The sequence below is a fragment of the Dickeya undicola genome, from assembly GCF_000784735.1.
Taxonomy (GTDB): domain Bacteria; phylum Pseudomonadota; class Gammaproteobacteria; order Enterobacterales; family Enterobacteriaceae; genus Dickeya; species Dickeya undicola.
In genome coordinates, this window is record NZ_JSYG01000001.1 from 55739 (window position 1) to 80089 (window position 24351).

At 54.1% G+C, this 24351-nt stretch carries 19 protein-coding genes; 5 read left to right on the forward strand and 14 right to left on the reverse strand.

Annotated elements, in window-relative coordinates:
• Positions 1 to 455: 455 nt before the first annotated feature.
• Positions 456 to 2120, forward strand: a complete 1665-nt coding sequence (ettA, locus tag OB87_RS00230) for an energy-dependent translational throttle protein EttA (RefSeq protein WP_033567441.1) — start codon at positions 456 to 458, stop codon at positions 2118 to 2120.
• A 182-nt stretch (positions 2121 to 2302) separates the two neighbouring features.
• Here the strand turns inward: ettA and OB87_RS00235 are convergent, their stop codons facing one another.
• The gene (locus tag OB87_RS00235) at positions 2303 to 4009 is read right to left on the reverse strand and encodes a methyl-accepting chemotaxis protein (protein ID WP_033567442.1); all 1707 of its coding nucleotides are present in this window, start codon (positions 4007 to 4009) and stop codon (positions 2303 to 2305) included.
• Positions 4010 to 4471: 462 nt separating this feature from the next.
• Entirely contained in the window at positions 4472 to 5368 is an 897-nt protein-coding gene (locus OB87_RS00240) for a LysR family transcriptional regulator (protein WP_033567443.1), read from the reverse strand.
• Positions 5369 to 5478: 110 nt separating this feature from the next.
• Here OB87_RS00240 and OB87_RS00245 point away from each other — a divergent pair, with 110 nt between their 5' ends.
• Positions 5479 to 6480 carry a zinc-binding alcohol dehydrogenase family protein gene (locus OB87_RS00245; RefSeq protein ID WP_033567444.1) on the forward strand — a complete coding sequence of 334 codons (1002 nt, stop codon included), beginning with the start codon at positions 5479 to 5481 and terminating at the stop codon, positions 6478 to 6480.
• A gap of 106 nt (positions 6481 to 6586) precedes the next feature.
• Here OB87_RS00245 and serA read toward each other — a convergent pair whose 3' ends face one another.
• Both serA and rpiA read right to left on the reverse strand, forming a co-directional pair.
• Positions 6587 to 7819, reverse strand: coding sequence for a phosphoglycerate dehydrogenase (gene serA, locus OB87_RS00250; protein ID WP_033567445.1), 1233 nt, complete (start codon positions 7817 to 7819; stop codon positions 6587 to 6589).
• A 303-nt stretch (positions 7820 to 8122) separates the two neighbouring features.
• The gene (rpiA, locus tag OB87_RS00255) at positions 8123 to 8785 is read right to left on the reverse strand and encodes a ribose-5-phosphate isomerase RpiA (RefSeq protein WP_033567446.1); all 663 of its coding nucleotides are present in this window, start codon (positions 8783 to 8785) and stop codon (positions 8123 to 8125) included.
• A 195-nt stretch (positions 8786 to 8980) separates the two neighbouring features.
• Between rpiA and OB87_RS00260 the strand changes: the two genes are divergently transcribed.
• Positions 8981 to 9874 (forward strand): LysR family transcriptional regulator ArgP, encoded by an 894-nt coding sequence (locus OB87_RS00260; RefSeq protein WP_033567447.1) that lies wholly within the window; start codon positions 8981 to 8983, stop codon positions 9872 to 9874.
• A 39-nt stretch (positions 9875 to 9913) separates the two neighbouring features.
• Here the strand turns inward: OB87_RS00260 and OB87_RS00265 are convergent, their stop codons facing one another.
• The 10 genes from OB87_RS00265 to OB87_RS20805 form a co-directional block, all read right to left on the reverse strand.
• Entirely contained in the window at positions 9914 to 10642 is a 729-nt protein-coding gene (locus OB87_RS00265; protein WP_033567448.1) for an oxidative stress defense protein, read from the reverse strand.
• Between the two features lie 122 nt (positions 10643 to 10764).
• Positions 10765 to 11565: an IclR family transcriptional regulator gene (locus tag OB87_RS00270; RefSeq protein ID WP_167334377.1), complete on the reverse strand. Its 801-nt coding sequence runs from the start codon at positions 11563 to 11565 to the stop codon at positions 10765 to 10767.
• 157 nt (positions 11566 to 11722) lie between these two features.
• A complete protein-coding gene (gene mscS / locus OB87_RS00275) occupies positions 11723 to 12604 on the reverse strand; it encodes a small-conductance mechanosensitive channel MscS (protein WP_033567449.1) in 882 nt (293 codons plus the stop codon).
• Positions 12605 to 12686: 82 nt separating this feature from the next.
• On the reverse strand, positions 12687 to 13763 hold the full coding sequence (fbaA, locus tag OB87_RS00280) for a class II fructose-bisphosphate aldolase (protein WP_033567450.1): 1077 nt from the start codon (positions 13761 to 13763) through the stop codon (positions 12687 to 12689).
• 186 nt (positions 13764 to 13949) lie between these two features.
• Positions 13950 to 15113, reverse strand: coding sequence for a phosphoglycerate kinase (gene pgk, locus OB87_RS00285; RefSeq protein ID WP_033567451.1), 1164 nt, complete (start codon positions 15111 to 15113; stop codon positions 13950 to 13952).
• Positions 15114 to 15180: 67 nt separating this feature from the next.
• Positions 15181 to 16197: an erythrose-4-phosphate dehydrogenase gene (gene epd, locus OB87_RS00290; protein ID WP_033567452.1), complete on the reverse strand. Its 1017-nt coding sequence runs from the start codon at positions 16195 to 16197 to the stop codon at positions 15181 to 15183.
• A 322-nt stretch (positions 16198 to 16519) separates the two neighbouring features.
• Positions 16520 to 18514 (reverse strand): transketolase, encoded by a 1995-nt coding sequence (gene tkt / locus OB87_RS00295; protein ID WP_033567453.1) that lies wholly within the window; start codon positions 18512 to 18514, stop codon positions 16520 to 16522.
• A gap of 449 nt (positions 18515 to 18963) precedes the next feature.
• Positions 18964 to 20157 carry an MFS transporter TsgA gene (tsgA, locus tag OB87_RS00300; protein WP_033567454.1) on the reverse strand — a complete coding sequence of 398 codons (1194 nt, stop codon included), beginning with the start codon at positions 20155 to 20157 and terminating at the stop codon, positions 18964 to 18966.
• Positions 20158 to 20376: 219 nt separating this feature from the next.
• Positions 20377 to 22353, reverse strand: coding sequence for a biosynthetic arginine decarboxylase (speA, locus tag OB87_RS00305; protein WP_033567455.1), 1977 nt, complete (start codon positions 22351 to 22353; stop codon positions 20377 to 20379).
• A complete protein-coding gene (locus OB87_RS20805; RefSeq protein WP_161556312.1) occupies positions 22346 to 22504 on the reverse strand; it encodes a hypothetical protein in 159 nt (52 codons plus the stop codon). The genes speA and OB87_RS20805 overlap by 8 nt, the downstream gene beginning before the upstream one ends.
• Positions 22505 to 22680: 176 nt before the next feature.
• Between OB87_RS20805 and OB87_RS00310 the strand changes: the two genes are divergently transcribed.
• Complete coding sequence (locus tag OB87_RS00310) at positions 22681 to 23022, forward strand: hypothetical protein (RefSeq protein WP_033567456.1); 342 nt, start codon at positions 22681 to 22683, stop codon at positions 23020 to 23022.
• Between the two features lie 116 nt (positions 23023 to 23138).
• Positions 23139 to 24293 carry a methionine adenosyltransferase gene (gene metK, locus OB87_RS00315; protein WP_033567457.1) on the forward strand — a complete coding sequence of 385 codons (1155 nt, stop codon included), beginning with the start codon at positions 23139 to 23141 and terminating at the stop codon, positions 24291 to 24293.
• Positions 24294 to 24351: the final 58 nt, after the last annotated feature.

Here is a 24351-nt window from a genome sequence, read left to right on the forward strand (position 1 = left end):
ACTGCCCTGACCTCACTCGTTATCGTTTCCAACATTACCGCCAAACATCCTCATCGATGTTCACGACAATCGTCCTCATACCGATGACACCCGCACTGCATTGGCTGACGTTAGTTTTTTCAAACTAAATCAGTGTGGCATATCCTACCCGGCAACGATACGCCGAAAGCAGCTTAAAACAGAACGAAATTCGCAGCGTTACTCCCCTTTTACCAGAGCGCCCGCAGTTTCGGCTGATATTCACCCCAATGATTCCATCGTGGGTGGAAGCTGCCTCCCAGAGTCAGCAACACGATGACGGGATGGCTGGGATCACGCGGCGAAAACAGCTAAACTCCGTCAACAGTAAATTCCTTTTACCGGCAGCGTCAGCGCGCTTCCGGTATCATGCCCCTACAGGCGCCATGCTTTTAATGGCATAACGCTAAACTGGACAGAAAGAGGCTCAGAGCAACGTGGCTCAATACGTTTACACCATGCATCGCGTCGGCAAGGTTGTGCCGCCGAAGCGCCATATCCTGAAAAATATTTCCCTCAGTTTTTTCCCAGGTGCCAAAATCGGCGTGCTGGGTCTGAACGGGGCGGGTAAATCCACCCTGCTGCGCATCATGGCCGGGATTGATAAAGACATCGAAGGCGAAGCCCGCCCGCAACCAGGGATCAAGATCGGTTACCTGCCTCAGGAACCCCAGCTAAATCTGGAACATACCGTCCGTGAAGCGGTTGAAGAGGCTGTCAGCGACGTGAAACGCGCGCTGACTCGTCTGGATGAAGTCTATGCCGCCTATGCCGACCCAGAGGCCGACTTTGACAAGCTGGCGAAAGAACAGGGTGAGCTGGAATCGATTATTCAGGCTCAGGACGGTCATAATCTCGATAACCAGCTTGAGCGGGCCGCTGATGCGCTGCGCCTGCCGCCGTGGGAAGCGAAAATCGCCAACCTCTCCGGGGGGGAACGTCGCCGCGTCGCAATCTGCCGCCTGTTGCTGGAAAAACCGGACATGCTGCTGCTCGACGAACCTACCAACCACCTGGATGCGGAATCGGTCGCCTGGCTGGAACGTTTCCTGCACGACTACGAAGGCACCGTCGTTGCCATCACCCATGACCGCTACTTCCTTGATAACGTTGCTGGCTGGATTCTGGAGCTAGACCGCGGCGAAGGGATTCCGTGGGAAGGCAACTACTCGTCCTGGCTGGAACAGAAAGATCAGCGTCTGGCACAGGAAGCCTCCACCGAAGCCGCTCGTCGTAAATCCATCGAGAAAGAGCTGGAGTGGGTGCGTCAGAATCCGAAGGGCCGTCAGGCCAAGGGCAAGGCACGCTTGGCTCGTTTCGACGAACTCAACAGCGTCGAATACCAGAAACGCAACGAAACCAGCGAACTGTTCATTCCGCCTGGCCCACGCCTTGGCGACAAAGTGCTGGAAGTGCAGAATCTCACCAAATCCTACGGTGACCGGGTGCTGATTGATAACCTGTCGTTCGCCATCCCGAAAGGCTCCATCGTCGGGATTATCGGCCCCAACGGTGCCGGTAAATCGACCCTGTTCCGTATGTTGTCCGCGCAGGAACAGCCGGACTCCGGTACAATCTCGCTGGGCGAAACGGTGCAACTGGCGTCAGTGGATCAGTTCCGCGACAAAATGGACGGCAGCAAGACCGTATGGGAAGAAGTCTCCGGCGGTCAGGACATTATGCGTATCGGTAATTTCGAGATCCCGAGCCGCGCCTATGTCGGCCGCTTCAACTTCAAAGGCGTCGATCAGGGCAAACGTATCGGGGAGCTCTCTGGCGGCGAACGTGGTCGCGTGCACCTGGCAAAACTACTGCAGGTTGGCGGCAACATGCTGCTGCTTGACGAACCAACCAACGACCTGGATATCGAAACCCTGCGCGCGCTGGAAAACGCCCTGCTGGAATTCCCCGGTTGCGCTATGGTGATTTCCCATGACCGCTGGTTCCTGGACCGTATCGCTACCCACATCATCGACTATCAGGATGAAGGCAAGGTGGAATTCTTTGAAGGCAACTTCACAGAATACGAAGAGTACAAGAAGCGTACTCTGGGTGCGGAAGCACTGGAGCCGCATCGTATCAAGTACAAGAAAATGGCGTGACATTGCGTCAGCCCGCTGTTGCGGCGTCTTCGCCGCAACAGCAAAAGCCCGCCAACCGGCGGGCTTTTTTTATGGTCAACGTAACACCATATCCTGTGAGGTCGTCATGGCTTTAACCATTTCCACTCGACCGTCGTTGACTCAATCAGGTGTGGCCCAATGACCACCACACCTCGCAGCTATCAAAATGTTTCCCAGTTCTGGTCGTTACGGCTTGATCTGCCCGCACCAATAGCGGCTACCGCTGGGATAGGTTGCGCGATGGGTCGGGATGGCAATGAAGCACGAGCTACCTCGATGTCCTTGTGATGGCGCAATTTGAAGACCGCCACCGCCTGAGTCAAACGTTCAGCCTGAGATTCCAGTGAGACAGCAGCAGCCGAAGCCTCCTGCACCAACGCGGCGTTTTGCTGAGTTGTGCCCTCCATCTCCAGCACAGCCTGATTGACCTGACCGATTCCCCGGCTTTGCTCATCAGATGCTGAAGCAATTTCGCCCATGATATCTGTCACACTCACGACGGCTTTCACAATCTCTTCCATCGTGCTACCGGCTCTGGCAACCAGCTCCGAGCCGGTATCCACCAACCGGCTGGATTCACCAATCAGAGATTCGATCTCTTTCGCCGCCTGCGCACTACGCTGTGCCAGACTGCGGACCTCTCCGGCAACCACCGCGAACCCCCTCCCCTGTTCGCCAGCACGGGCCGCTTCTACAGCAGCGTTCAGTGCCAGAATATTGGTCTGGAAAGCAATGCTATTGATAACACTGGTGATCTCAGAAATTTTCTTCGAACTGGATGAGATGTCCCCCATGGTTTTCACCACATCCTGCACGATATTGCCACCCTGCTCCGCCTTGCCGGAGGCGTTACGCGCCAGCTGGCTAGCGTGGTTGGCGTTATCCGAGTTCTGTTTCACTGTGGAGGTCAGTTCTTCCATGCTGGCAGCCGTCTGCTCTAGCGCTGCCGCCTGTTGCTCCGTGCGAGAAGAAAGATCGACGTTACCGACGCTGATTTCGGAAGCGCCCTGATAAATAGAGTCGGCACCTTCACGAACTACTGTCACAGTATTGGTTAACGACTCCTGCATGTGTTGCAGGTTTTGGCCCAGAATACCGATTTCGTTACGACCCAAATTTTCAGCTGGCTGCGTCAGGTCGCCCTGTGCAATTTTTTGGATACGAGTCATCAGCACATTGACCGGCACCAGAATCGCCCGACGGATCACCAGATAAGTCAATGCCGCCAGCAGAATAGCCAGAATGAACGATACGCCCATCAGGATATTTCCCAGGCGAGCATTATGAGCAGCCAGCGTATTAATATTGTTCGCATGGTCCGTCAGGTATTTGACTTCCTTTCGTACCTGCAAGGCATAATTGATATCCAACCGCCGCGCCAGTGTCGTTTCCAGTTCAATGGTGCTTTCGAACTCGCCGTTACGCACAAACTCCACCATTGGCACCATGACCTTGTCCCGATAGACGGTGTAATTGGTGTTCAAGTCAGCATCAAACGCCTTCTCTGTATCCGATTTATCGGTACGAGCCATATATTCATCAAAGCGCTTCTGTGAGCTTTTGATGCGTTCTACACCTTCATTGAAGGCCTGATTATAGGAATCTTTATCACCAATACGTGATGCCGCTACAGCTTGCACCAGCAACTGACGGGAAACACGAAGCTGGTCCATGCTGCTACTGATCCCAGCCCGAATATCAGAAACAAGATTAGCCCGCTCCAGAAAGGCATTACTCTGTTTGAGAAAATAACTAGCAGTACCAATTGAGAGAGCAAATAGAATCAGAATAATAGTTAACAGCGTGATAAAAAGCGTCACAAGACGAATGTTATTTATGGAAGAGATATTCCCTTTTTGTTCTGCCATTCCGGTTTCTCACTTTCACTACAGGATGCTGATCACCCCCGCTGCGCCAGCAGCAGAAGCACGTATAGCTTTGCGCCATTCATTATTTCCTGACAAACACTGACCACTGCACATAAGTACCCAGGAAGGCGACAGACGTCACACAGGAGCAGGAAAATAAAACGAGATTTTACTTTAATTGCATTGTTGTTTCTTTAAAAAAGAAAAACCGTGACGACTGTAACATGCTCCGCTGATAAGTGGTCAACAGAAACGATCAAGTTCCTTTTTCTGACTACATCATCCACGCATAACATGAGATATGCCCCGAAAAACGCGTTTTCAACCAAAACACGCAAGGGTTAACGCTATTAAGGTTTGAAAGCCATTGAGGCAAGCGAGAACGTTCCTTGACGAAGCAGACGGACGGCGTGTAATAACACGTGGGCAGAATCTCCGACTCCGTGGAGCACGCAGTACAGCTTAGCGGGCAGAATAGTCGCGCAATGCCTCAAAGCTCAGGGCGAAATCAATGAAGCAATTGAGAGCAGGTGAGTTCAGTTTACGCCCAGGATAAATCAAATACAGCTCGTTGGTGTCTGCACGCCACCCAGATAACAGGCAAACCAGCTCACCACTGTCCAACAGCTCTTGGCACAGAAACTCCGGCAACAGCGTAATGCCACCGTCGGCCAACGCACAGGCTCGGGCATACAGCAAATTATCGGTCATATGTGATTGCGGTAGCCGCCAAAGGAAATACTCCGCTTCATGGTGAAACCCCCACTCCGGCCAGGCTCGATGCGCAATACACCGGTGCGACTGCAATTCACGCGGATGCGTGATCGGTGCAGCACTTGCCAGATACCCGGCCGAAGCGACCAGATAATGTGGCACCCGCCCCAGTGAGCGGCCAATCAGAGAAGAATCCTGCGGCTTGCCGGTACGCAGTGCGGCATCAAATCCTTCCTCCACCAGATCGATGACCCGATCGGCAACAACGATATCCAGTGAAACCGCTGGAAAGCGCGTCTGAAACTCCGCGGTCAGTCGCGCCAGTAGCGTCGCCCCCAATCCGGCCGGACTGGTAATTCGCAAACGCCCGCTGGGGTTATCGCGCAAATGCTGCATCGCCATCTCGGCGCGTTCGCTGGCTTGACGCATCTCCCGGCAATGCACCAGATAGCGTTCACCAGCAAAGGTCAGGTTGAGCTTACGGGTGGTGCGGTTAAACAGCCGCAGCCCCAGTGACTGCTCCAACTGACTGATTCGCAAGCTAAGGCTCGACTTGGCCATGCCCGCCTGTCTGGCGGCTTCGGTAAAACTGCCGCATTCCGCCACCAGCGTAAATAGCGCCATATCCTGTAATTGTTTGAACATGATTGTTCTTCATAGCCGAACACGTCGTTAGTGATTGTCCATCTTATCAGCACTATCGACAGGTTCTACACTGTTATGCAGTCCAACACGCAACAATGGAAAAATGCATCATGACAGTAAAAGCAATAGCCGTTGACCCCAGACAACCTGAGAACTTCGTAGAAATCACCGCCGAATTGCCGCAACCCGGCGAGCACGACCTGTTGGTCGCCGTAAAAGCGGTATCGGTTAACCCGGTAGATACCAAAGTTCATGCTGGGTTGCGTCGGGACGGCCTGCAGCATCCGCGCATTCTTGGGTGGGACGCCAGCGGCGTGGTGATCAACACCGGCTCAGCAGTTAGCGGTTTTAAACCGGGGGACGAAGTATGGTATGCGGGCGATATCACGCGCCCCGGCAGCAACAGCACGCACCAACTGGTCGATGCGCGTATCGCCGCGCATAAACCCGCCACACTGGACTGGGCTGAAGCGGCGGCCCTGCCGCTGACAGCACTGACCGCCTGGGAAGGATTATTTGAGCATCTGAAAATTCAGGACGCGGCTAAAGGCAAAACGCTGCTGATTATCGGCGGAGCTGGCGGCGTCGGTTCGCTGGCTATTTCTCTGGCGGCACAGCGCAGCGAAGTGACGATCATCGCTACCGCTTCCCGTCCCGATTCCGCACAATGGTGCCGCGACCGGGGCGCACATCTGGTGGTGGATTATCGTCATCTGGTGGATGAATTGAAAAAGCAGAATATTGCGCAAGTCGATTACATTTTCTGCCTGAATGATACCGACGGTCACTGGGATGCCATCAGCCGGTTAGTCGCCCCAATGGGACACATCTGCACTATCGTGGAAAACACCCGGCCGTTGGACCAGAACCAACTTAAACTGAAAAGCGCGGCACTACACTGGGAATTCATGTTTACCCGCAGCATGTTCAGTACACCGGACATCGCACGTCAGGGAGAAATCCTGCGCGAGGTGGCGCAACAAGTGGATAGCGGGAAATTGCAGGGCACCCTCAGCCAGACGCTTAACGGACTGACAACGACAAGCTTAAAGCAGGCACACGACGCCGTATTGGCTGGTCATATGCGCGGTAAAATCGTGATTACGCTCTAGCACAACATTGACTAGCACGACGTTAATGTAAAAACGCCAGCCGGATGGGCTGGCGCTTTTTCATCACACCGAATTATCGGTTACAACAACTGGTTTGCACACGTACTTAGTACAGCAAGCGGGCGCGAATGGTGCCAGGGATGGATTTCATCAGTTGCAACGCGGTATCGGCACCGTCGGTTTCTACATCGATAACCACATAACCGATTTCCGGGCTGGTTTGCAGATACTGCGCCGCAATGTTGATGCCCTGCTCGGCAAAAATGTGGTTAATCTGCGTCATGATGCCTGGACGGTTTTCATGAATGTGCAGCAGACGGCTGGCACGGTCGCTGTGCGTCGGCAACGACACTTCCGGGAAATTGACAGCAGACAACGTGGAGCCATTGTCGGAATACTTCACCAGCTTACCGGCGACTTCATCACCAATGTTCTCCTGCGCTTCCTCGGTGGAACCGCCAATATGCGGTGTCAGGAGCACGTTATCGAACTCGCACAGCGGCGACAGGAACGGATCGCTATTGGTTGCCGGTTCCTGCGGGAACACGTCGATAGCCGCACCGGAGAGGTGTTTGCTGGCAAGCGCATTGCTCAGTGCCGAAATGTCCACTACCGTGCCGCGCGAGGCGTTGATCAGGATAGAACCCGGCTTCATCAGCGCCAGTTCTTCAGCACCAATCATATTCTGGGTGCTGTCGGTTTCCGGCACATGCAGGCTGACCACATCGCTCATGTTCAGCAGATCAGACAAATGACGTACCTGTTGGGCGTTACCCAGCGGCAATTTGCTTTCGATATCGTAGAAATAAACGTGCATCCCCAGGCTTTCGGCCAGAATACCCAGTTGGGTTCCGATGTGACCGTAACCAATAATGCCCAGTTTCTTACCACGCGCTTCAAAACAGCCAACCGCTTGTTTGTGCCAAATACCGCGGTGAGCTTTGGCGTTGGCGGTCGGAATGCCGCGCAGCAGCAGCAGCAATTCGCCGATCACCAGTTCGGCCACGGAGCGGGTATTGGAAAAAGGCGCGTTGAAGACCGGAATACCGCGTTTGGTCGCAGCCGATAGTTCAACCTGATTGGTGCCGATACAGAAACAACCCACGGCCACCAGTTTCTCGGCAGCAGCGAAAATCTCTTCCGTCAGATGCGTGCGCGATCGAATCCCCACAAAGTGCGCATCACGAATCGATGCTTTCAGCGCTTCCGGGTCAAGCGCCCCCTTATGGTATTCAATATTGGTGTAACCTGCGGCGCGCAGATTCTCCAGCGCATTTGGGTGTACACCCTCCAGCAGCAGAAACTTAATCTTGTCTTTTTCCAGTGATACCTTTGCCATTTCCCGACCTTATTTTCAGACTTCAGATATGACGGTTTGCAAACCGGTCTGTGCAAACATAACAAAAAATACGCAAGCGGCAATACAAACGATTGCCTACCCATTTTTTCGCGTCACCTCACTCAGACGGTTTCATGGCAAAAAATACTGCCAACCACCAGACGAACCACACAGGGATGATGCGAAATAAGAAAAACTGATATTAAGTACCAAAAATGAGCCGTTAAGAATAGCTGGATTTTTTAGATAAAAAAATCCGGCCGCCGTTAGCGTCACCGGATGTTGGCAAGAAGCAACAACGATTTATTTTAGACGAACCGTTTTCACCCCATCGGACGTGCCCACCAACGCGACATCCGCGCCGCGATTGGCGAACAACCCTACCGTTACCACACCGGCAAGCCCATTAATACGGTCCTCCATCGCTACCGCATCGGACAGATCCATGTTGTGCACGTCCAGAATGATGTTGCCGTTGTCGGTAATTACGCCGTCGCGGTATACCGGCTGCCCACCCAGTTTGACCAGTTCGCGGGCCACGTAGGCACGCGCCATCGGAATCACTTCTACCGGCAGCGGGAAACGCCCCAGTACATCCACCTGTTTGGACGCATCGACAATACACACAAACTGACGAGCGATAGCCGCTACGATTTTTTCCCGGGTCAGCGCCGCGCCGCCGCCCTTGATCATCTGCATGTGTGGGTTGATTTCATCCGCACCATCCACGTAGACATCGAGCACATCCACGTCATTGCAGTCAAAGACCGGGATACCCAGGCTTTTAAGCTTGGCGGTGGAAGCGTCCGAGCTGGAAACAGCGCCTTCGATCTGATGCTTGACTGAACCCAGCGCATCAATAAAGTGGGCGGCGGTGGAGCCGGTGCCCACGCCAACAATAGTACCGGGGCGAACATAGTCGAGTGCGGCCCAGCCAACGGCTTTTTTCAGTTCATCCTGCGTCATGGTGTGCTTGTGCCTGTAGCTACGAAAACGTGTGCGTATTATAGGGCATGGCATACTCAAAAGGAGAGGGTTGTACCCTGCGCGCGGTAATATTTCAGTCTCTGCACTCAGAGTCAGGCGATCTTTTTCGGCTTTACATCACAAAAATGTGGCATATTGCCAAAATGGTTTTTACGCAAAGGAATTTTCATCTCCATGAAACGCCCGGACTATCGCACCCTTCAGGCGCTGGACGCCGTGATCCGTGAGCGAGGTTTTGAACGCGCTGCACAAAAACTCTGTATTACACAGTCCGCCGTCTCGCAGCGCATCAAACAGCTGGAGAATCTATTCGGCCAGCCGCTATTGGTGAGAACGATTCCGCCGCGGCCGACCGAGCAAGGGCAGAAGCTGCTGGCGCTGTTGCATCAGGTAGAGTTGCTGGAAGAAGAGTGGCTCGGTAACGAAAATGGCAGTGAAACGCCGCTGCTACTGTCGCTTGCAGTCAACGCTGACAGTCTGGCAACCTGGCTGCTGCCCGCGCTGCAACCCGTACTGGTGGACTCACCGATCCGCTTGAATCTGCAGGTGGAAGATGAAACCCGCACTCAGGAACGCCTACGCCGAGGTGAAGTGGTGGGTGCCGTGAGTATTCAGCCTCAGCCGCTGCCAAGCTGTCTGGTGGATAAACTGGGTGCGCTGGATTACCTGTTCGTCGCGTCACCAGGGTTCGCCAATCGTTATTTCCCGAACGGTGTGACCCGTTCCGCATTACTGCGCGCGCCGGTGGTGGCGTTTGACCATCTGGACGACATGCATCAGGCGTTTTTGCAGCAGAACTTCGACTTGCCACCCGGCAGCGTACCTTGCCACATTGTTAATTCATCGGAAGCTTTCGTTCAGCTCGCTCGTCAGGGCACGACCTGCTGTATGATCCCTCATTTGCAAATCGAGAGAGAACTGGCCAACGGTGAGTTGATCGACCTGACGCCGGGGCTGTTCCAACGCCGCATGTTGTACTGGCATCGCTTCGCGCCGGAAAGCCGAATGATGCGACAGGTCACCGACGCCCTGCTCACGCATGGGCGTCAGGTTCTGCGCCAGTCCTGACGTTAAAAACCGCAATCTCAGGACTGTACCGCGCCCGCTTCAGGGCGCGCGTTGCAGTTCAAACACCACATCTACCTGATCGTCAAAGTGAATGGTCTGTTGTTCGTAGGTCTGAGTGACTTCACTTTGTGCCACCATATCTGCCGTTTTGAACATGCGCGCGACCGGCACTGGCTGATAGTTGGCGACGTGATAGCGGATACTGTAGACAGGCCCCAGCGCAGCGTTAAATCCGGTCGCCAACGACTGCGCCTGCTGCGTTGCCTGCTCTATCGCTTTTTTACGCGCCTGCTCGCGGTACGCATCTGGATTGGATACACCCAGCTCCACCGCCCGAATCTCGTTCAGGCCAGACTTGAGTGCACCGTCCAGCAACTCGTTGAGTTTGTCCAACTGGCGTAATGTCACTTCCACCTGACGCACCGCCCGGTAGCCTTTCAGCACCGAACCGCCATTCTTCAGGTAGTCATACTCCGGCTGCGTGCGCAGGTTGGCTGCGTTGACATCTTTCTTATCGATACCGTTTTTATCAAGAAAAGCAAAGTATTGCGCGACACGTTCATCCACCTGTTTTTTAGCATCGGCCACATCCTTGGATGAAACACTGACTTCTATCGCCAGCCGGGCGATATCCGGTGTCGCATCGACACTGGCTGTGCCGGAAGTGACGATGTGAGGCCCGCCAGGTAATTCATTACCCGCCTGAACCGTCATCGACGACAGGCCCATCCCAAGCAGAGTGACCAAGGCCAGAACTTTCAGCTTCACGTTATCCCCCTTGCGTGTGAGTGAATGACAAAGCCTACCCTGGGCAGGCTCCATTCAATATAGGCGAATGTCTGAATACCGGTGAAATATGGCGTAACCACATGAAAATATGATAAAAACACTTACACCGATGGCGTAAAACCCAGCTCGTGAGAAATGTTTCGGGCAGTTTCCTGCAACGGCGCGACCAGCGTGTCGATGCCGATCTGCTGCAAACGCGCCATCGACAGCGAAACAGAAACGGCATAAACCACCCGGTGCTGAATATCAAACACAGGTGCGGAAATGCAGGAAACACCCAGCTCATTCTCTTCCCGATCCATTGCCAGCCCCTGGTGACGAATGTCCGCCAGCTCCCGCTCCATGCTTGCCAGTTCGATGATGGTGTTGTCGGTCAGCGGACAGATACTGTCCTGATGGGTGTGCCAATATTCGGCCGGGTAGTCATCTGCGCCATAAGCCATGAAGATTTTGCCCATCGCCGAACTATGTAAAGACATATGCTGGCCGATATACGCACGGGTGCGCATCATGCCGGTGGTGGGTTCCAGCTTATAAATCAGGATGGCATGATCATCTTCACGGGTGGAAAAATTGACGGTTTCGCCCACCGTCAGGTTGAGAGCCTCCAGATGCGGTGCCGCTACATGCAGGACATTCAACGACGAAAGCGCCTTCTGGCCGATAGCGATGAACTTGGTGGTCAGGCGATAACTGCCCGGCTGGCGTGCCGGTACGACATAACCGCATCCGGCTAGCCCTTGCAGCAAACGGTGGACGGTGCTTTTGTTCATGCCGGACAACTCGGCAATTCGCGCCAGTGGGCACCCATTGGGGTAATCGCTCAGTATTTCGATCAACTGCAAACCGCGAAACAGGCTTTGGCTACCCAGCGGCTTTTCCGCCTTCCCCTCGTCATCAATGCTATGTTCATTTATCACGTCTGATCTTCCTCATCATAACGCCCGCCAGGACATCAAACTCTGACGGGACGGGGACCATCATGAAACAGCATTTTATGTGATGCAATAGAGGAAACCGCCGCCGCACTGCCGTCGGGTGTCACCCGGAGGCGTGTTGCTACAGCGTAGGTGCCCCCTGGGAGCCAGTCTGTGCAGCAGAAGCATGATGCAGATGCACGTCCATCTGCGGGTAGGGAATGCCGATACGGTGCTCATCAAGCGCTCGCTTGAAGTTTTCCAGCAGGTCCCAGTACACCGGCATGGCATCACCATTAGTGGTCCAGACTCTGACCACAAAATTAAGAGAAGACGCGCCCATTTCATTGAGCCGAATGGTCACATCCTTCTCACGCTGGATGCGGTTATCTGCGGCCACGATATCACCCAGCACCTTTTTCACGACATCAATGTCGGCATCATAGGCTACGCCAACGATAATCTCGGTGCGGCGATCCGGCTCACGGGAACTGTTGATAATATTGCCAGAAATAATCTTACCGTTCGGCACGACAATGATTTTTCCATCTGCCGTACGTAACGTGGTGGAAAAAATCTGAATCTGAATCACCGTTCCGCTGATACCACCCAGGTCGACAAATTCACCGGTGCGAAACGGTCGAAACACCACCAACAGTACGCCAGCGGCAAAGTTGGACAGTGAGCCTTGCAATGCCAAACCGACTGCCAGACCAGCGGCACCCAATACGGCAATAATTGACGTGGTTTGTACCCCTACCCGGCTTAGCGCCGCAATCAGAGTAAAAGCAATCACGCCGTAGCGCACCAGCGCCGACAAAAAGTCAGCGACCGTGGCATCAATACCACGACCAGTCATCAAACGATTTAGCGTATTCGACATAATACGCGCCACGATCATCCCGACAAACAAGATGACCAGAGACGCGATAAGATTCACCGCGTACTGCAGCAGCACATGCTGATTATCTACCAGCCAGGTTTGCAGACGGCTCATACTCTCAGTGACGTTAAGTTCTTCCATCCTTTCACTCCTGTTGGGTTGCTTTGGGCGCAGATAAAATTAAGGCTCCCGTAGGAGCCTTAGTCAAACCATACTGAGAAAATTACAGTACGTCGATTGCGTTCAGTTCTTTAAACGCTTTTTCCAGACGCGCTACCATGCTTGCCTGACCGGCACGCAGCCAGACACGCGGGTCATAGTATTTCTTGTTCGGCTTGTCGCTGCCTTCCGGGTTACCCAGCTGGCCCTGCAGATAGCCTTCGTTTTTCTTGTAGTAGTTCAGGATGCCTTCCCAGGTTGCCCACTGGGTGTCGGTGTCGATGTTCATCTTCACCACACCGTAGCTGACCGCTTCGGCGATTTCTTCCGCAGAAGAACCTGAACCGCCGTGGAATACGAAGTCCAGGCTGTTGTGCGGCAGGTTGAATTTCTTGGATACGAATTCCTGAGAGTTGCGCAGGATTTTCGGCGTCAGCTGAACGTTACCCGGCTTGTACACGCCGTGTACGTTACCGAAGGACGCCGCAATGGTGAAACGCGGGCTGATGGCGTTCAGTTTTTCGTAGGCGTAAGCCACATCTTCCGGCTGGGTATACAGCGCGGAGTTGTCCAGGTGGCTGTTATCCACACCGTCTTCTTCACCGCCGGTGCAGCCCAGTTCGATTTCCAGCGTCATGTCCAGTTTCGCCATGCGCGCCAGATACTTGCTGCAAATCTCGATGTTTTCTTCCAGAGACTCTTCAGACAGGTCAATCATGTGGGAAGAGAACAGCGGTTTACCGGTAGCAGCATAATGCTTCTCGCCAGCGTCCAGCAGGCCGTCCAGCCACGGCAGCAGTTTCTTCGCGCAATGGTCGGTGTGCAGAATCACCGGAACGCCATAATGCTCGGCCAACTGATGTACGTGGTGAGCGCCAGAAATCGCACCCAGAATTGCCGCCTGCTGACCTTCAGCTTTCAGACCTTTACCAGCGGTAAACGCAGCGCCACCGTTGGAGAACTGAACGATTACCGGCGCGCGCACTTTGGCTGCGGCTTCCAGAACGGCGTTAATAGAGTCAGTACCGACACAGTTAACCGCCGGCAATGCAAAGTGATTTTCTTTGGCAATTGCGAATACTTTCTGAACGTCATCACCTGTGATGACACCAGGTTTTACGAAATCAAAGATTTTAGACATGTCACGTGTCCTGTTTCGTTGGCCGTGGAGGGTTAGAGATTTGTCTGTTACTACGTTTACCGATACAACTGTGATTGTGTCGGCATCATCACGCTTTACTGCACGATTACTTGCTGGTTACCCGGCCACTGACCGGGTAACCGGAAGCGGGAAACGCGCCCGCTTCGAATAACGGATTAAAACGGCTTACTGACGAGCACGCTCTTCCAGCATGACCACCGCAGGCAGTTTTTTGCCTTCCACGAACTCCAGGAAAGCGCCGCCACCGGTAGAAATATAGGAGATCTTGTCGGCAATGCCGAACAGGTCGATCGCCGCCAGCGTATCACCGCCACCTGCAATGGAGAACGCGTCGCTGTTGGCGATGGCATTGGCAATCACTTCTGTACCCTTGCGGAAGTTCGGGAATTCGAATACGCCGACCGGGCCATTCCACAGAATGGTTTTGGCATTCTTCAGAATTTCAGCCAGACGCTCTGCGGATACATCACCCAAGTCCAGAATCTGCTCATCATCTTTAATGGCGGCAACGGATTTCAATGTTGCCGTGGCAGTTTCGGAGAATTCCGTAGCTACGCGAACATCGCTCGGTACAGGAATATCGCAGGTTTCCAGCAGCTTTTTCGCTTCCGGAATCAGTTCAGCTTCATACAGTGATTTACCGACGTTATGGCCTTGAGCAGCCACGAAGGTATTGGCGATACCGCCGCCGACGATCAGCTGGTCAGCGATTTTAGACAGCGAATCCAGCACGGTCAGTTTAGTGGAAACTTTAGAACCACCGACGATGGCGACCATCGGGCGAGCCGGGTTGCCCAGTGCTTTACCCAGCGCTTCCAGTTCGTCAGACAGCAGCGGGCCAGCACAAGCGATCGGTGCAAATTTACCCACACCATGGGTAGAAGCCTGGGCACGGTGCGCAGTACCGAACGCATCCATTACGAACACGTCGCACAGTGCGGCATATTTTTTGGACAGGACTTCGTCGTCTTTCTTCTCGCCTTTGTTAAAGCGAACGTTTTCCAGCACGACCAGTTCACCTTCCGCTACGTCAACGCCGTCCAGGTAATCTTTCGCCAGACGCACCGGTGCAGACAGGCGATCTTTCAGGTAGTTAACAACTGGCAGCAGGGAGAATTCTTCGTTGTACTCGCCTTCGGTCGGACGACCCAGGTGGGATGTCACCATCACGCGAGCACCCTGCTTCAGGGCGATTTCAATGGTCGGCAGGGAAGCGCGGATACGGGCATCAGACGTCACTTTGCCATCTTTAACCGGCACGTTCAGATCCGCACGGATCAGCACGCGTTTGCCAGCCAGATCCAGGTCGGTCATCTTAATTACAGCCATGGTGAATCCTCTTGTTGATTCTCTTTAAAGTTGCTTGAGTGAGGCGCCGGTTTCCCGACGCCGCCTATCAGAAACCGCAGGCTGCCATCGCCCGAGTTGTATCCAACATTCGGTTGGCAAAGCCCCATTCGTTATCGCACCAGACCAACGTCTTGATCAGATGCCCTCCGCTGACCCGGGTTTGCGTTCCATCCACAATCGCACTATGCGGGTCATGGTTGAAGTCCACGGAAACCAACGGTAAATCGGTATAGTCAACTATACCACGAAATGTATTCTGCGCTGATTGACGAAACAGCGTATTGATTTCACTTACGTTTACCGCGTTTTTCACACTGACGCTCAGGTCAATGGCCGTCACATTGATGGTTGGCACCCGCACCGAAATCGCCTCAAAACGGTCTTCAAATTTCGGAAAGAAACGGGTAATACCGACCGCCAGTTTGGTATCCACCGGGATGATCGACTGACTGGCCGCACGGGTACGCCTCAGGTCATGGTGATAAGCGTCGATCACCGGTTGGTCGTTCATCGACGCATGGATCGTGGTGACGGTGCCACTCTCGATGCCATACGCATCGTCCAGCAGCTTGATAATCGGAATAATACAGTTGGTGGTGCAGGAGGCGTTGGACACCAGACGGTGCACCGCTTGCAAATCCGGATGGTTGACGCCGTACACGATGGTGGCGTCGAGATCCGGCGCGCCAGGGTGGGAGAACAGCACTTTCTTCGCCCCCGCCGCCAGATGGGCTTCGCCATCGGCGCGACTGCCGTATACCCCACTGCAATCCAGCACGATATCAACGCCAAGCTCCCCCCACGGCAGGGAACGAAGGTCCGGCTCATGCAACAGGCGAATAGTGTCATCCCCTACCGACAAGCGATCACACTCCTGACGTACATCCCACGAAAAGCGGCCATGACTGCTGTCATATTTAAGCAGATGAGCAACCCCTTCGGCGTTGGCCAGTTCATTAATCGCCACCACCGCAATCTCAGCCCGCCGACCAGACTCGTACAACGCGCGCAGTACGCTACGACCAATGCGACCAAAACCGTTTATCGCAATACGGATTGTCATGAAATTCCCTGTGTAGTGATAAGCATCGCGCATCATAGAATAATCAGTACGTCGTCAGGAATAAACCGCTTGTTGCGCACGGTAGGCTGCGAACCTGATCCCAGTGGGATCCCAACTGCCAGGTGCTGTCACACCAGCAACTGAAACGCTTCAGCTAGAATAAACGAATTGCTGGTCAAAGGAAATATGGCGACAGGTCGGATACCAGAAGAGTGATCTGCGTCAAAAAATTACCGCACGGTTTGCTACAGAAAAGCAGACGGGATCAAAAAAGCCGGGAGACGATCCCGGCTTTGCAAGAGAAGCGAACGAAGCGACGTGCTTATTTCAGCAGCGCTTTCGCCTTCGCTACCACGTTGTCGGTAGTGAAGCCAAATACGTCGAACAGTTTTTCTGCCGGTGCGGATTCGCCAAAGCTTTCCATACCAACAATCGCACCATTCAGACCGACATATTTGTACCAGTAGTCGGCAATGCCAGCCTCAATCGCCACACGGGCAGACACCGCAGACGGCAGCACCGCTTCACGGTAAGCCGCATCCTGCTTGTCGAACGCATCGGTAGACGGCATGGACACCACGCGCGCCTTAACGCCTTCGTCGGTCAGTTTCTGCCAGGCGGTAACCGCCAATTCCACTTCGGAGCCGGTGGCGATCAGAATCAGCTGCGGCTGGCCGCCGCTGTCTTTCAGCACATAAGCGCCTTTAGCGACGTCCGCCAACTGCTGGGCGGTACGATCCTGCTGCGCCAGGTTCTGACGAGACAGGATCAGCGCCGTCGGGCCGTCTTTACGCTCAATGGCGTATTTCCAGGCCACCGCGGTTTCTACCTGATCCGCCGGGCGCCAGGTGCTCATGTTCGGCGTCACGCGCAGGCTGGCCAACTGTTCCACCGGCTGGTGGGTCGGGCCGTCTTCGCCCAGACCGATAGAGTCGTGGGTATAGACATAGATGCTGCGCACTTTCATCAACGCCGCCATACGCACCGCGTTACGGGCATATTCAACGAACATCAGGAAGGTCGCGGTGTACGGCACGAAGCCACCGTGCAGCGAGATACCGTTGGCGATAGCAGTCATACCGAATTCGCGCACGCCATAATGGATGTAGTTGCCCGCCGGGTCTTCATTCAGCGCTTTGGAGCCGGACCAAATGGTCAGGTTGCTTGGTGCCAGGTCGGCAGAACCACCCAGGAATTCCGGTAACAGCTTGCCATAGGCTTCCAGTGCGTTTTGCGAGGCTTTACGGCTGGCGATCTTGGCCGGGTTGGCCTGCAATTGCTCGACAACTTTAGTCGACTCAGCCTGCCAGTTAGCTGGCAGTTCGCCGTTCACGCGACGGGTAAATTCGGCTGCCAGTTCCGGATAAGCGCTGGCATAGGCATTGAACGCCTGCTGCCAGGCAGCTTCTTTGCTCTGACCGGCTTGGCGGGCATCCCAGGCGGCATAAATATCAGCCGGGATTTCAAACGGACCGTATTTCCAGCCCAGCTGTTCGCGGGTGGCAGCGACTTCGGCATCACCCAGCGGGGCACCGTGGGAGTCGTGGGTGCCAGCTTTGTTCGGCGAACCGAAACCGATCACGGTTTTGCACAGCAGCAGTGACGGTTTGTCGGTCACGCTCTGCGCTTCTTTGATAGCTCGCTGGATAGCGTCAGCATCGTGACCATCAACACCGCGTACCACGTGCCAGCCGTAGGATTCGAAACGAGCGGCGGTGTCATCGGTAAACCAGCCTTCGATGTGGCCGTCGATGGAAATACCGTTGTCATCGTAGAAGGCGACCAGTTTGCCCAGTTTCAGGGTCCCGGCCAGCGAACAGACTTCATGGGAAATCCCTTCCATCATGCAACCGTCACCCAGGAACACATAGGTGTGGTGGTCAACAATGTCATGACCAGGACGGTTGAACTGTGCAGCCAACGTGCGCTCAGCAATCGCCATACCGACAGCATTGGCGATCCCCTGGCCCAACGGGCCGGTGGTGGTTTCTACGCCCGGCGTATAACCCACTTCCGGGTGACCCGGCGTTCTGGAGTGCAGCTGGCGGAAGTTTTTCAGTTCTTCAATCGGCAAATCGTAACCGGTCAGGTGCAGCAGGCTGTAGATCAGCATAGAGGCATGACCGTTGGACAGCACGAAGCGGTCGCGGTTGGCCCAATGTGGGTTGGCCGGGTTGTGGTTCAAATGGTCACGCCACAGGACTTCGGCGATATCCGCCATACCCATCGGTGCGCCCGGATGACCAGATTTGGCCTTCTGCACACCATCCATACTCAACGCACGGATAGCATTGGCAAGTTCTTTACGAGAGGACATGCTTTACTCCAGATCGGATTGAACAGTTGCCTGTCGAACATAATACATATTAATCAATGTGTTAGCTCAAAAAGGCAAAGAAAAGATATCCACAAATGTACATGAAAACCCGGCCGATTGCACATGGAACAGCAAGCGGAAAAAACGCACGAATCTGCTGACCTGTAGGCCGGATGGCAGGCTTTTCGTTTTATCAGGGTGGTTTTATTCGCTCCAGCTCACACGATGTAGCAGCTTTACCTGTTTACGCCCACGATTTTTCATTACATTTTGGGCGGTATGATGCTGAACGGAGATGACCACAGCACTCAACGGAGCGGTTGAACGCATGGCACACGAGTAGGCGTATTGGTTAACTAATCACACAGCATTGAATTGATCAGAAAGACGGGTAAAAAGGCATCCCTGAGGATGCCTTTTGAGTGTTACTGGTCGGCGTTTATCCCCGCTTAATGCGCTGCGGCTTCATGCCCATGCAGACGATGACGGGTAACCAGACCCAGCAATAAACACATGACAAACACGACGAAATACAGGCCATTGGCGGTCACTAACGCAGCATGAACGCCAAAGTGCTGTACGATCGGCCCGGTGACGATAAAGGTCAGCATGGTCCCGACCGTTCCGCAGGTCAGAATGAAGTTCACCAGTTTCGGCGACGGCACTTTAGTCTGTTGGGATCCCAGCGTAATCAGCGTGGTGTAGATGGCGCTGGAAATAAAGCCCAGGCCAAAGATGAAGTATTTCAGCAGTTGAGGCTGATCACTGCTCACGAACAGGTACATCGCCCCAGCGGCCAGAATAGCCAGTACGGTAACGACGCGCTGCAAATCAAAGAATTTGAGCACAAAGCTAAACACCCACATGCCGATCATATATGACGTCCAGAAACTGCTGACCAGTTCACCGGCATCGCCGATGCTCATACCAAAGGATTTGGTCACATATTCCGGCACCCACTGGATAAACGCCAACTGACCCAGAATGTAGCACAGTGCGGCGATCGACAGGAATACCACACCCATGCCCCATTTTTCCGACTCGACAGCCGTTTTCTGAGCGCTGGTTTTATCTGTGCCGATGGCAGGGAAGTCAGACAACAGCGTCAACACCAGAATCGCCACGTACAGCAGCCCGATACAGGCGTAAATCCAGTACCAGCCAAAATGACGAGATAACAGCGCCGCGGCCACAATCGGGAAAATCATACCGGCCATACTGAAAAACGAATCGGTAAACAGCAGGCGAGCACCGCGCTGACGGCCGGAATACAGTTGTGTAATCAGGAAGGTGCCGATCGACATGGTAATGCCGCTGACCACGCCCAACGTAAACATACAGGCAGAAAATACCGCCAGCGATTTACCCACGAACAGCCCAATGACAGACAGCACGATCAGGATAAAACCGAAGACCAGCTGTTTTTTCAGCGGGAAAATATCCATCAGCCACACATTGAGGAAAATGGACAGCAAAATACCGGCGTTCAGAAACGTAAAGGTATTGCTCATGTTGGCAATCGGCACATTAAAGTACTGGGCGATATCACCCATGACCATACCGGTCACGATAACCAGCGCACCGGTCAACGCATAGGAAAAGCAGCTGGTGAAAAATAGCCGCTGACGATTCAGATCAGACATATACCCTTTCCTGTCATCAAATATGAAAAGCGCAATGCCATACCTCATTGAGTATCAGTATTGCGCCACAACGTTATCATCAAAGTATTTATAAGCCGTATGCAACAACAGACCAACTGGAACCCGATTCCGCAGAGCAATCAGAACCGGCTGTTCTGTCACCCTGAAAAAGAAAAAGGTTGAGTACCTCATCAGTACTCAACCTTTCCGTACGAAATATTATTCGTCTTCCAGATACGTATAACCGTACAAGCCGGTTTCAAATTCTTCAAGGAATTGTGCTTGTAGCTCCGGTGCCAGATCGGTTTCCTTGACCTGATCGCGGAAGCGGGACATCAGCACATTCGGGTCCAACTGCACGTATTCCAGCATATCGGCCACGGTATTGCCTTCATCCGACTCTTCCAGTTCAACGCTGCCGTCCTGGAATACGAACACATCCACGGTGGAGGTATCGCCGAACAGGTTATGCATGTTGCCGAGAATTTCCTGATAAGCGCCGACCATGAAAAAGCCTAACAGCGGCGGATTTTCCGGGTCATATGGCGGCATCGGCATGGTGGTGGCAACGCCGTCGCCGTCAACATAGTGGTCGATGGCACCATCGGAATCACAGGTGATATCCAGCAACACCGCGCGACGCTGCGGCGGCTTGTCCAGCCCTTCCAGCGGCAACACCGGGAACAACTGGTCGATACCCCAGGCATCCGGCATCGACTGGAACAGCGAGAAGTTGACGTACAGCTTGTCTGCCATGCGCTCCTGCAGTTCATCGATAATCGGCCGGTGGGCACGGTTGCTCGGATCAAGCTGCTGTTGAATCTGCTGACAGATATTAAGGTACAGTTGCTCTGCCTGCGCACGTTGGGTCAAATCCAACATGCCGTGGGTGTATTGAGTGTGGATATCGTGCAGGTCCATCTGGCTGTCGTGCAGCCACTCGCGCAATGAACGACGGTTGCCCGGTTCCTTGATTTCCTGCCAGGTATTCCACAAACTTTCCAGCGCGCGCGGCGCGTCTTCATCCGGCGCGACCGGTTCGCTGAATTCGTTGCGCTCCACCCCGATGATGTTGGACACCAGTACGGTGTGATGCGCAGTGACGGCGCGTCCAGATTCGGTGATCACCGTCGGGTGCGGCAGGCCGTATTCGTTACAGGCGTCGCCGATACCCCAGATGACGTTGTTGGCGTATTCGTTCAGGCCGTAGTTGACCGAACAGTCGGACTGCGAGCGGGTTCCTTCATAATCGACACCCAGACCGCCGCCCACGTCAAAGCACTGGATATTGACGCCCAGCTTGTGCAGTTCGACGTAGAAACGCGCCGATTCACGCACGCCAGTCGCGATATCACGGATGTTCGCCAACTGTGAGCCAAGATGGAAGTGCAGCAATTGCAGGCTATCGAGGCGATTGGCCTTGCGCAGCAGTTCCACCAGTTGCAGTACCTGCGTCGCCGCCAGGCCGAACTTGGATTTTTCACCACCACTCGACTGCCATTTGCCAGAGCCCTGCGATGCCAGACGGGCACGCACACCCAAACGCGGCACCACGTTCAGCCGCTCGGCTTCTTCCAGCACCATGTTGATTTCTGACATCTTTTCGATGACCAGATACACCTTGTGGCCCAGCTTTTCGCCGATCAGCGCCAGACGGATGTACTCGCGATCTTTATAACCGTTGCAGACGATGACGGAGCGGGTCATACCCGCGTGGGCCAGCACCGCCATCAGTTCGGCTTTGGAACCTGCCTCCAGCCCCAGCGGCTCGCCGGAATTGATCAGCGATTCAATCACGCGGCGATGCTGGTTAACTTTGATGGGATATACCAGGAAATAGCCGCCTTCATAGCCGAAGGACTCACGCGCACGTTTAAACGCCGCGTTGATGGAGCGCAGACGGTGCTGCAGAATCTGCGGGAAGCAGAATAACGCGGGCAGGCGCTGGTTCCCCTGTTGACGGGTTTTCACCAGTTTTGCCAGGTCAACGCGCGCTTCCGGCACATCCGGATCCGGGCAGACGCTGATGTGCCCCAGCTCGTTGACGTCGTAATAGTTGTTGCCCCACCAGGCAATATTATAGGTTCTCAGCATCTCGCTGGCATCGCGGTCATTCATGGCTACCTCCTGCATGGAGCGCAGATGATCGTGTTTACCCGCCGCTGACGAGTACGGTTGAATCATATCGTCAGACATGGCGATCCCCTTCTTCCACTTCTTGATGAATAATCACATTTTTTCCCGCAACAAGCACCGGCGGCACAGCAAAAACGTGCGACGTCGGCAGTGAAAAACCCGACGGGCAGTAGTATGCCGCCGTTTTATGACTCTTATTAGTGTAAAACACGATGTCAGACTCCGAGGTTCGGGTCGGTGAAAACCAGGGAAAACATCACCAGGAAGAATGCAAACGCATTCACTGGCGCGGAGAAAAAAGCAGGTTAGCCAGCTCGGGAGTCCTGCGTTGCGCTGCGGGACAGGCAACTTCGGGCAAATGTCGGAAAGGATTGAGTCAGTGACGCGATGGCGTCAGAAGAAAAGCGCAGCGGGCGCAACTCACTCAATAAACAACGGATCATTAATCCTATCACCTCCACGCTCGCCGCAGATGATGCGGTCAGGCTATCACGAAAAACCATCAGGAAAATGGTCAAACAGTATCGGGCTGAACCCCGTCGCCATCACTCACATATCACCCTGGATAAGCGTCGCGCAGCGTGCCGGAATCGCCCGAATTACGGACAACAAAACCGCCCGCCGTTTATACCTATCCGGCCCCGGAAAAGCAAAATGAAAATGGTAAAAAACCCTATCATTTCTGCAAAAAATGCCGATGAACATCTTCAACCGGCCCGTGCGGCATAAAAACTGCTGGCATGGGGCTACAGTGTGACCTAGAATAGCCGTCCAGATGTTAATCCATCTATACTGATTAACTGATATATTGCTTAACGGCTTTAGCTTATAAGGTAAAGAAACTCATGGCTAAACACCTTTTTACGTCCGAGTCGGTTTCCGAAGGACATCCTGATAAAATCGCTGACCAGATTTCTGACGCCGTCCTTGACGCGATTCTGGAACAGGATCCCAAAGCGCGGGTTGCCTGCGAAACTTACGTAAAAACCGGTATGGTGTTAGTGGGTGGTGAAATTACCACCAGCGCCTGGGTTGATATCGAAGAAATCACGCGCCGCACCGTCCGCGAAATTGGTTATGTCAACTCCGAGATGGGTTTTGATGCCAACTCCTGCGCCGTACTGAGCGCGATTGGCAAACAATCGCCGGATATTAATCAAGGTGTTGACCGTAAAGACCCGTTGGAACAAGGCGCAGGCGATCAGGGCCTGATGTTCGGTTACGCGACTAACGAAACCGACGTGCTGATGCCAGCACCGATCACTTACGCGCACCGTCTGGTACAGCGTCAGTCTGAAGTGCGTAAAAACGGCACCCTGCCGTGGCTGCGCCCGGACGCCAAAAGCCAGGTGACCTTCGCCTACGACGACGGCAAGATCGTCGGTATCGATGCGGTCGTGCTGTCTACCCAGCATTCGGAATCCATCGCGCAGAAAGATCTGCAAGAAGCGGTGATGGAAGAGATCATCAAACCGGTTCTGCCGTCTGAGTGGCTCTCCGCCAATACCAAATACTTCATCAACCCGACCGGTCGTTTCGTGATCGGTGGGCCGATGGGTGACTGCGGCCTGACCGGTCGTAAAATCATCGTCGATACCTACGGCGGTGCCGCCCGTCACGGTGGCGGCGCGTTCTCCGGCAAGGACCCGTCCAAAGTGGACCGTTCCGCTGCCTACGCCGCCCGCTATGTGGCAAAAAACATCGTTGCCGCCGGTCTGGCGGATCGCTGTGAAATTCAGGTGTCCTACGCTATCGGCGTAGCGGAGCCAACCTCCATCATGGTGGAAACCTTCGGCACCGAGAAAGTGCCCAGCGATCGTCTGGTCGATTTGGTGCGCCAGTTCTTCGATCTGCGCCCATATGGCCTGATCCAGATGCTGGACCTGCTGCACCCGATTTATCAGAAAACCGCGGCTTACGGCCACTTCGGTCGTGCGGAATTCCCGTGGGAAAAAACCGACGTGGCAGAAAAACTGCGTGATGCCGCTGGCCTGAAATAATCGCCCTGCGCTGTCATGCCAAACGGCGAAGCCTCTGCTTCGCCGTTTTTTATTGCCA

What these genes read in the sequence shown, in the direction of transcription:
- OB87_RS00245 (WP_033567444.1), top strand. Translation starts at nt 5,479, where the DNA reads ATGACAGTAAAAGCAATAGCCGTTGACCCCAGACAACCTGAGAACTTC.
- rpiA (WP_033567446.1), bottom strand. Translation starts at nt 8,785, where the DNA reads ATGACGCAGGATGAACTGAAAAAAGCCGTTGGCTGGGCCGCACTCGAC.
- speA (WP_033567455.1), bottom strand. Translation starts at nt 22,353, where the DNA reads ATGTCTGACGATATGATTCAACCGTACTCGTCAGCGGCGGGTAAACAC.
- pgk (WP_033567451.1), bottom strand. Translation starts at nt 15,113, where the DNA reads ATGGCTGTAATTAAGATGACCGACCTGGATCTGGCTGGCAAACGCGTG.
- OB87_RS00260 (WP_033567447.1), top strand. Translation starts at nt 8,981, where the DNA reads ATGAAACGCCCGGACTATCGCACCCTTCAGGCGCTGGACGCCGTGATC.
- serA (WP_033567445.1), bottom strand. Translation starts at nt 7,819, where the DNA reads ATGGCAAAGGTATCACTGGAAAAAGACAAGATTAAGTTTCTGCTGCTG.
- OB87_RS00310 (WP_033567456.1), top strand. Translation starts at nt 22,681, where the DNA reads ATGGCGTCAGAAGAAAAGCGCAGCGGGCGCAACTCACTCAATAAACAA.
- tkt (WP_033567453.1), bottom strand. Translation starts at nt 18,514, where the DNA reads ATGTCCTCTCGTAAAGAACTTGCCAATGCTATCCGTGCGTTGAGTATG.
- OB87_RS00240 (WP_033567443.1), bottom strand. Translation starts at nt 5,368, where the DNA reads ATGTTCAAACAATTACAGGATATGGCGCTATTTACGCTGGTGGCGGAA.
- metK (WP_033567457.1), top strand. Translation starts at nt 23,139, where the DNA reads ATGGCTAAACACCTTTTTACGTCCGAGTCGGTTTCCGAAGGACATCCT.
- mscS (WP_033567449.1), bottom strand. Translation starts at nt 12,604, where the DNA reads ATGGAAGAACTTAACGTCACTGAGAGTATGAGCCGTCTGCAAACCTGG.
- tsgA (WP_033567454.1), bottom strand. Translation starts at nt 20,157, where the DNA reads ATGTCTGATCTGAATCGTCAGCGGCTATTTTTCACCAGCTGCTTTTCC.
- OB87_RS00235 (WP_033567442.1), bottom strand. Translation starts at nt 4,009, where the DNA reads ATGGCAGAACAAAAAGGGAATATCTCTTCCATAAATAACATTCGTCTT.
- epd (WP_033567452.1), bottom strand. Translation starts at nt 16,197, where the DNA reads ATGACAATCCGTATTGCGATAAACGGTTTTGGTCGCATTGGTCGTAGC.
- fbaA (WP_033567450.1), bottom strand. Translation starts at nt 13,763, where the DNA reads ATGTCTAAAATCTTTGATTTCGTAAAACCTGGTGTCATCACAGGTGAT.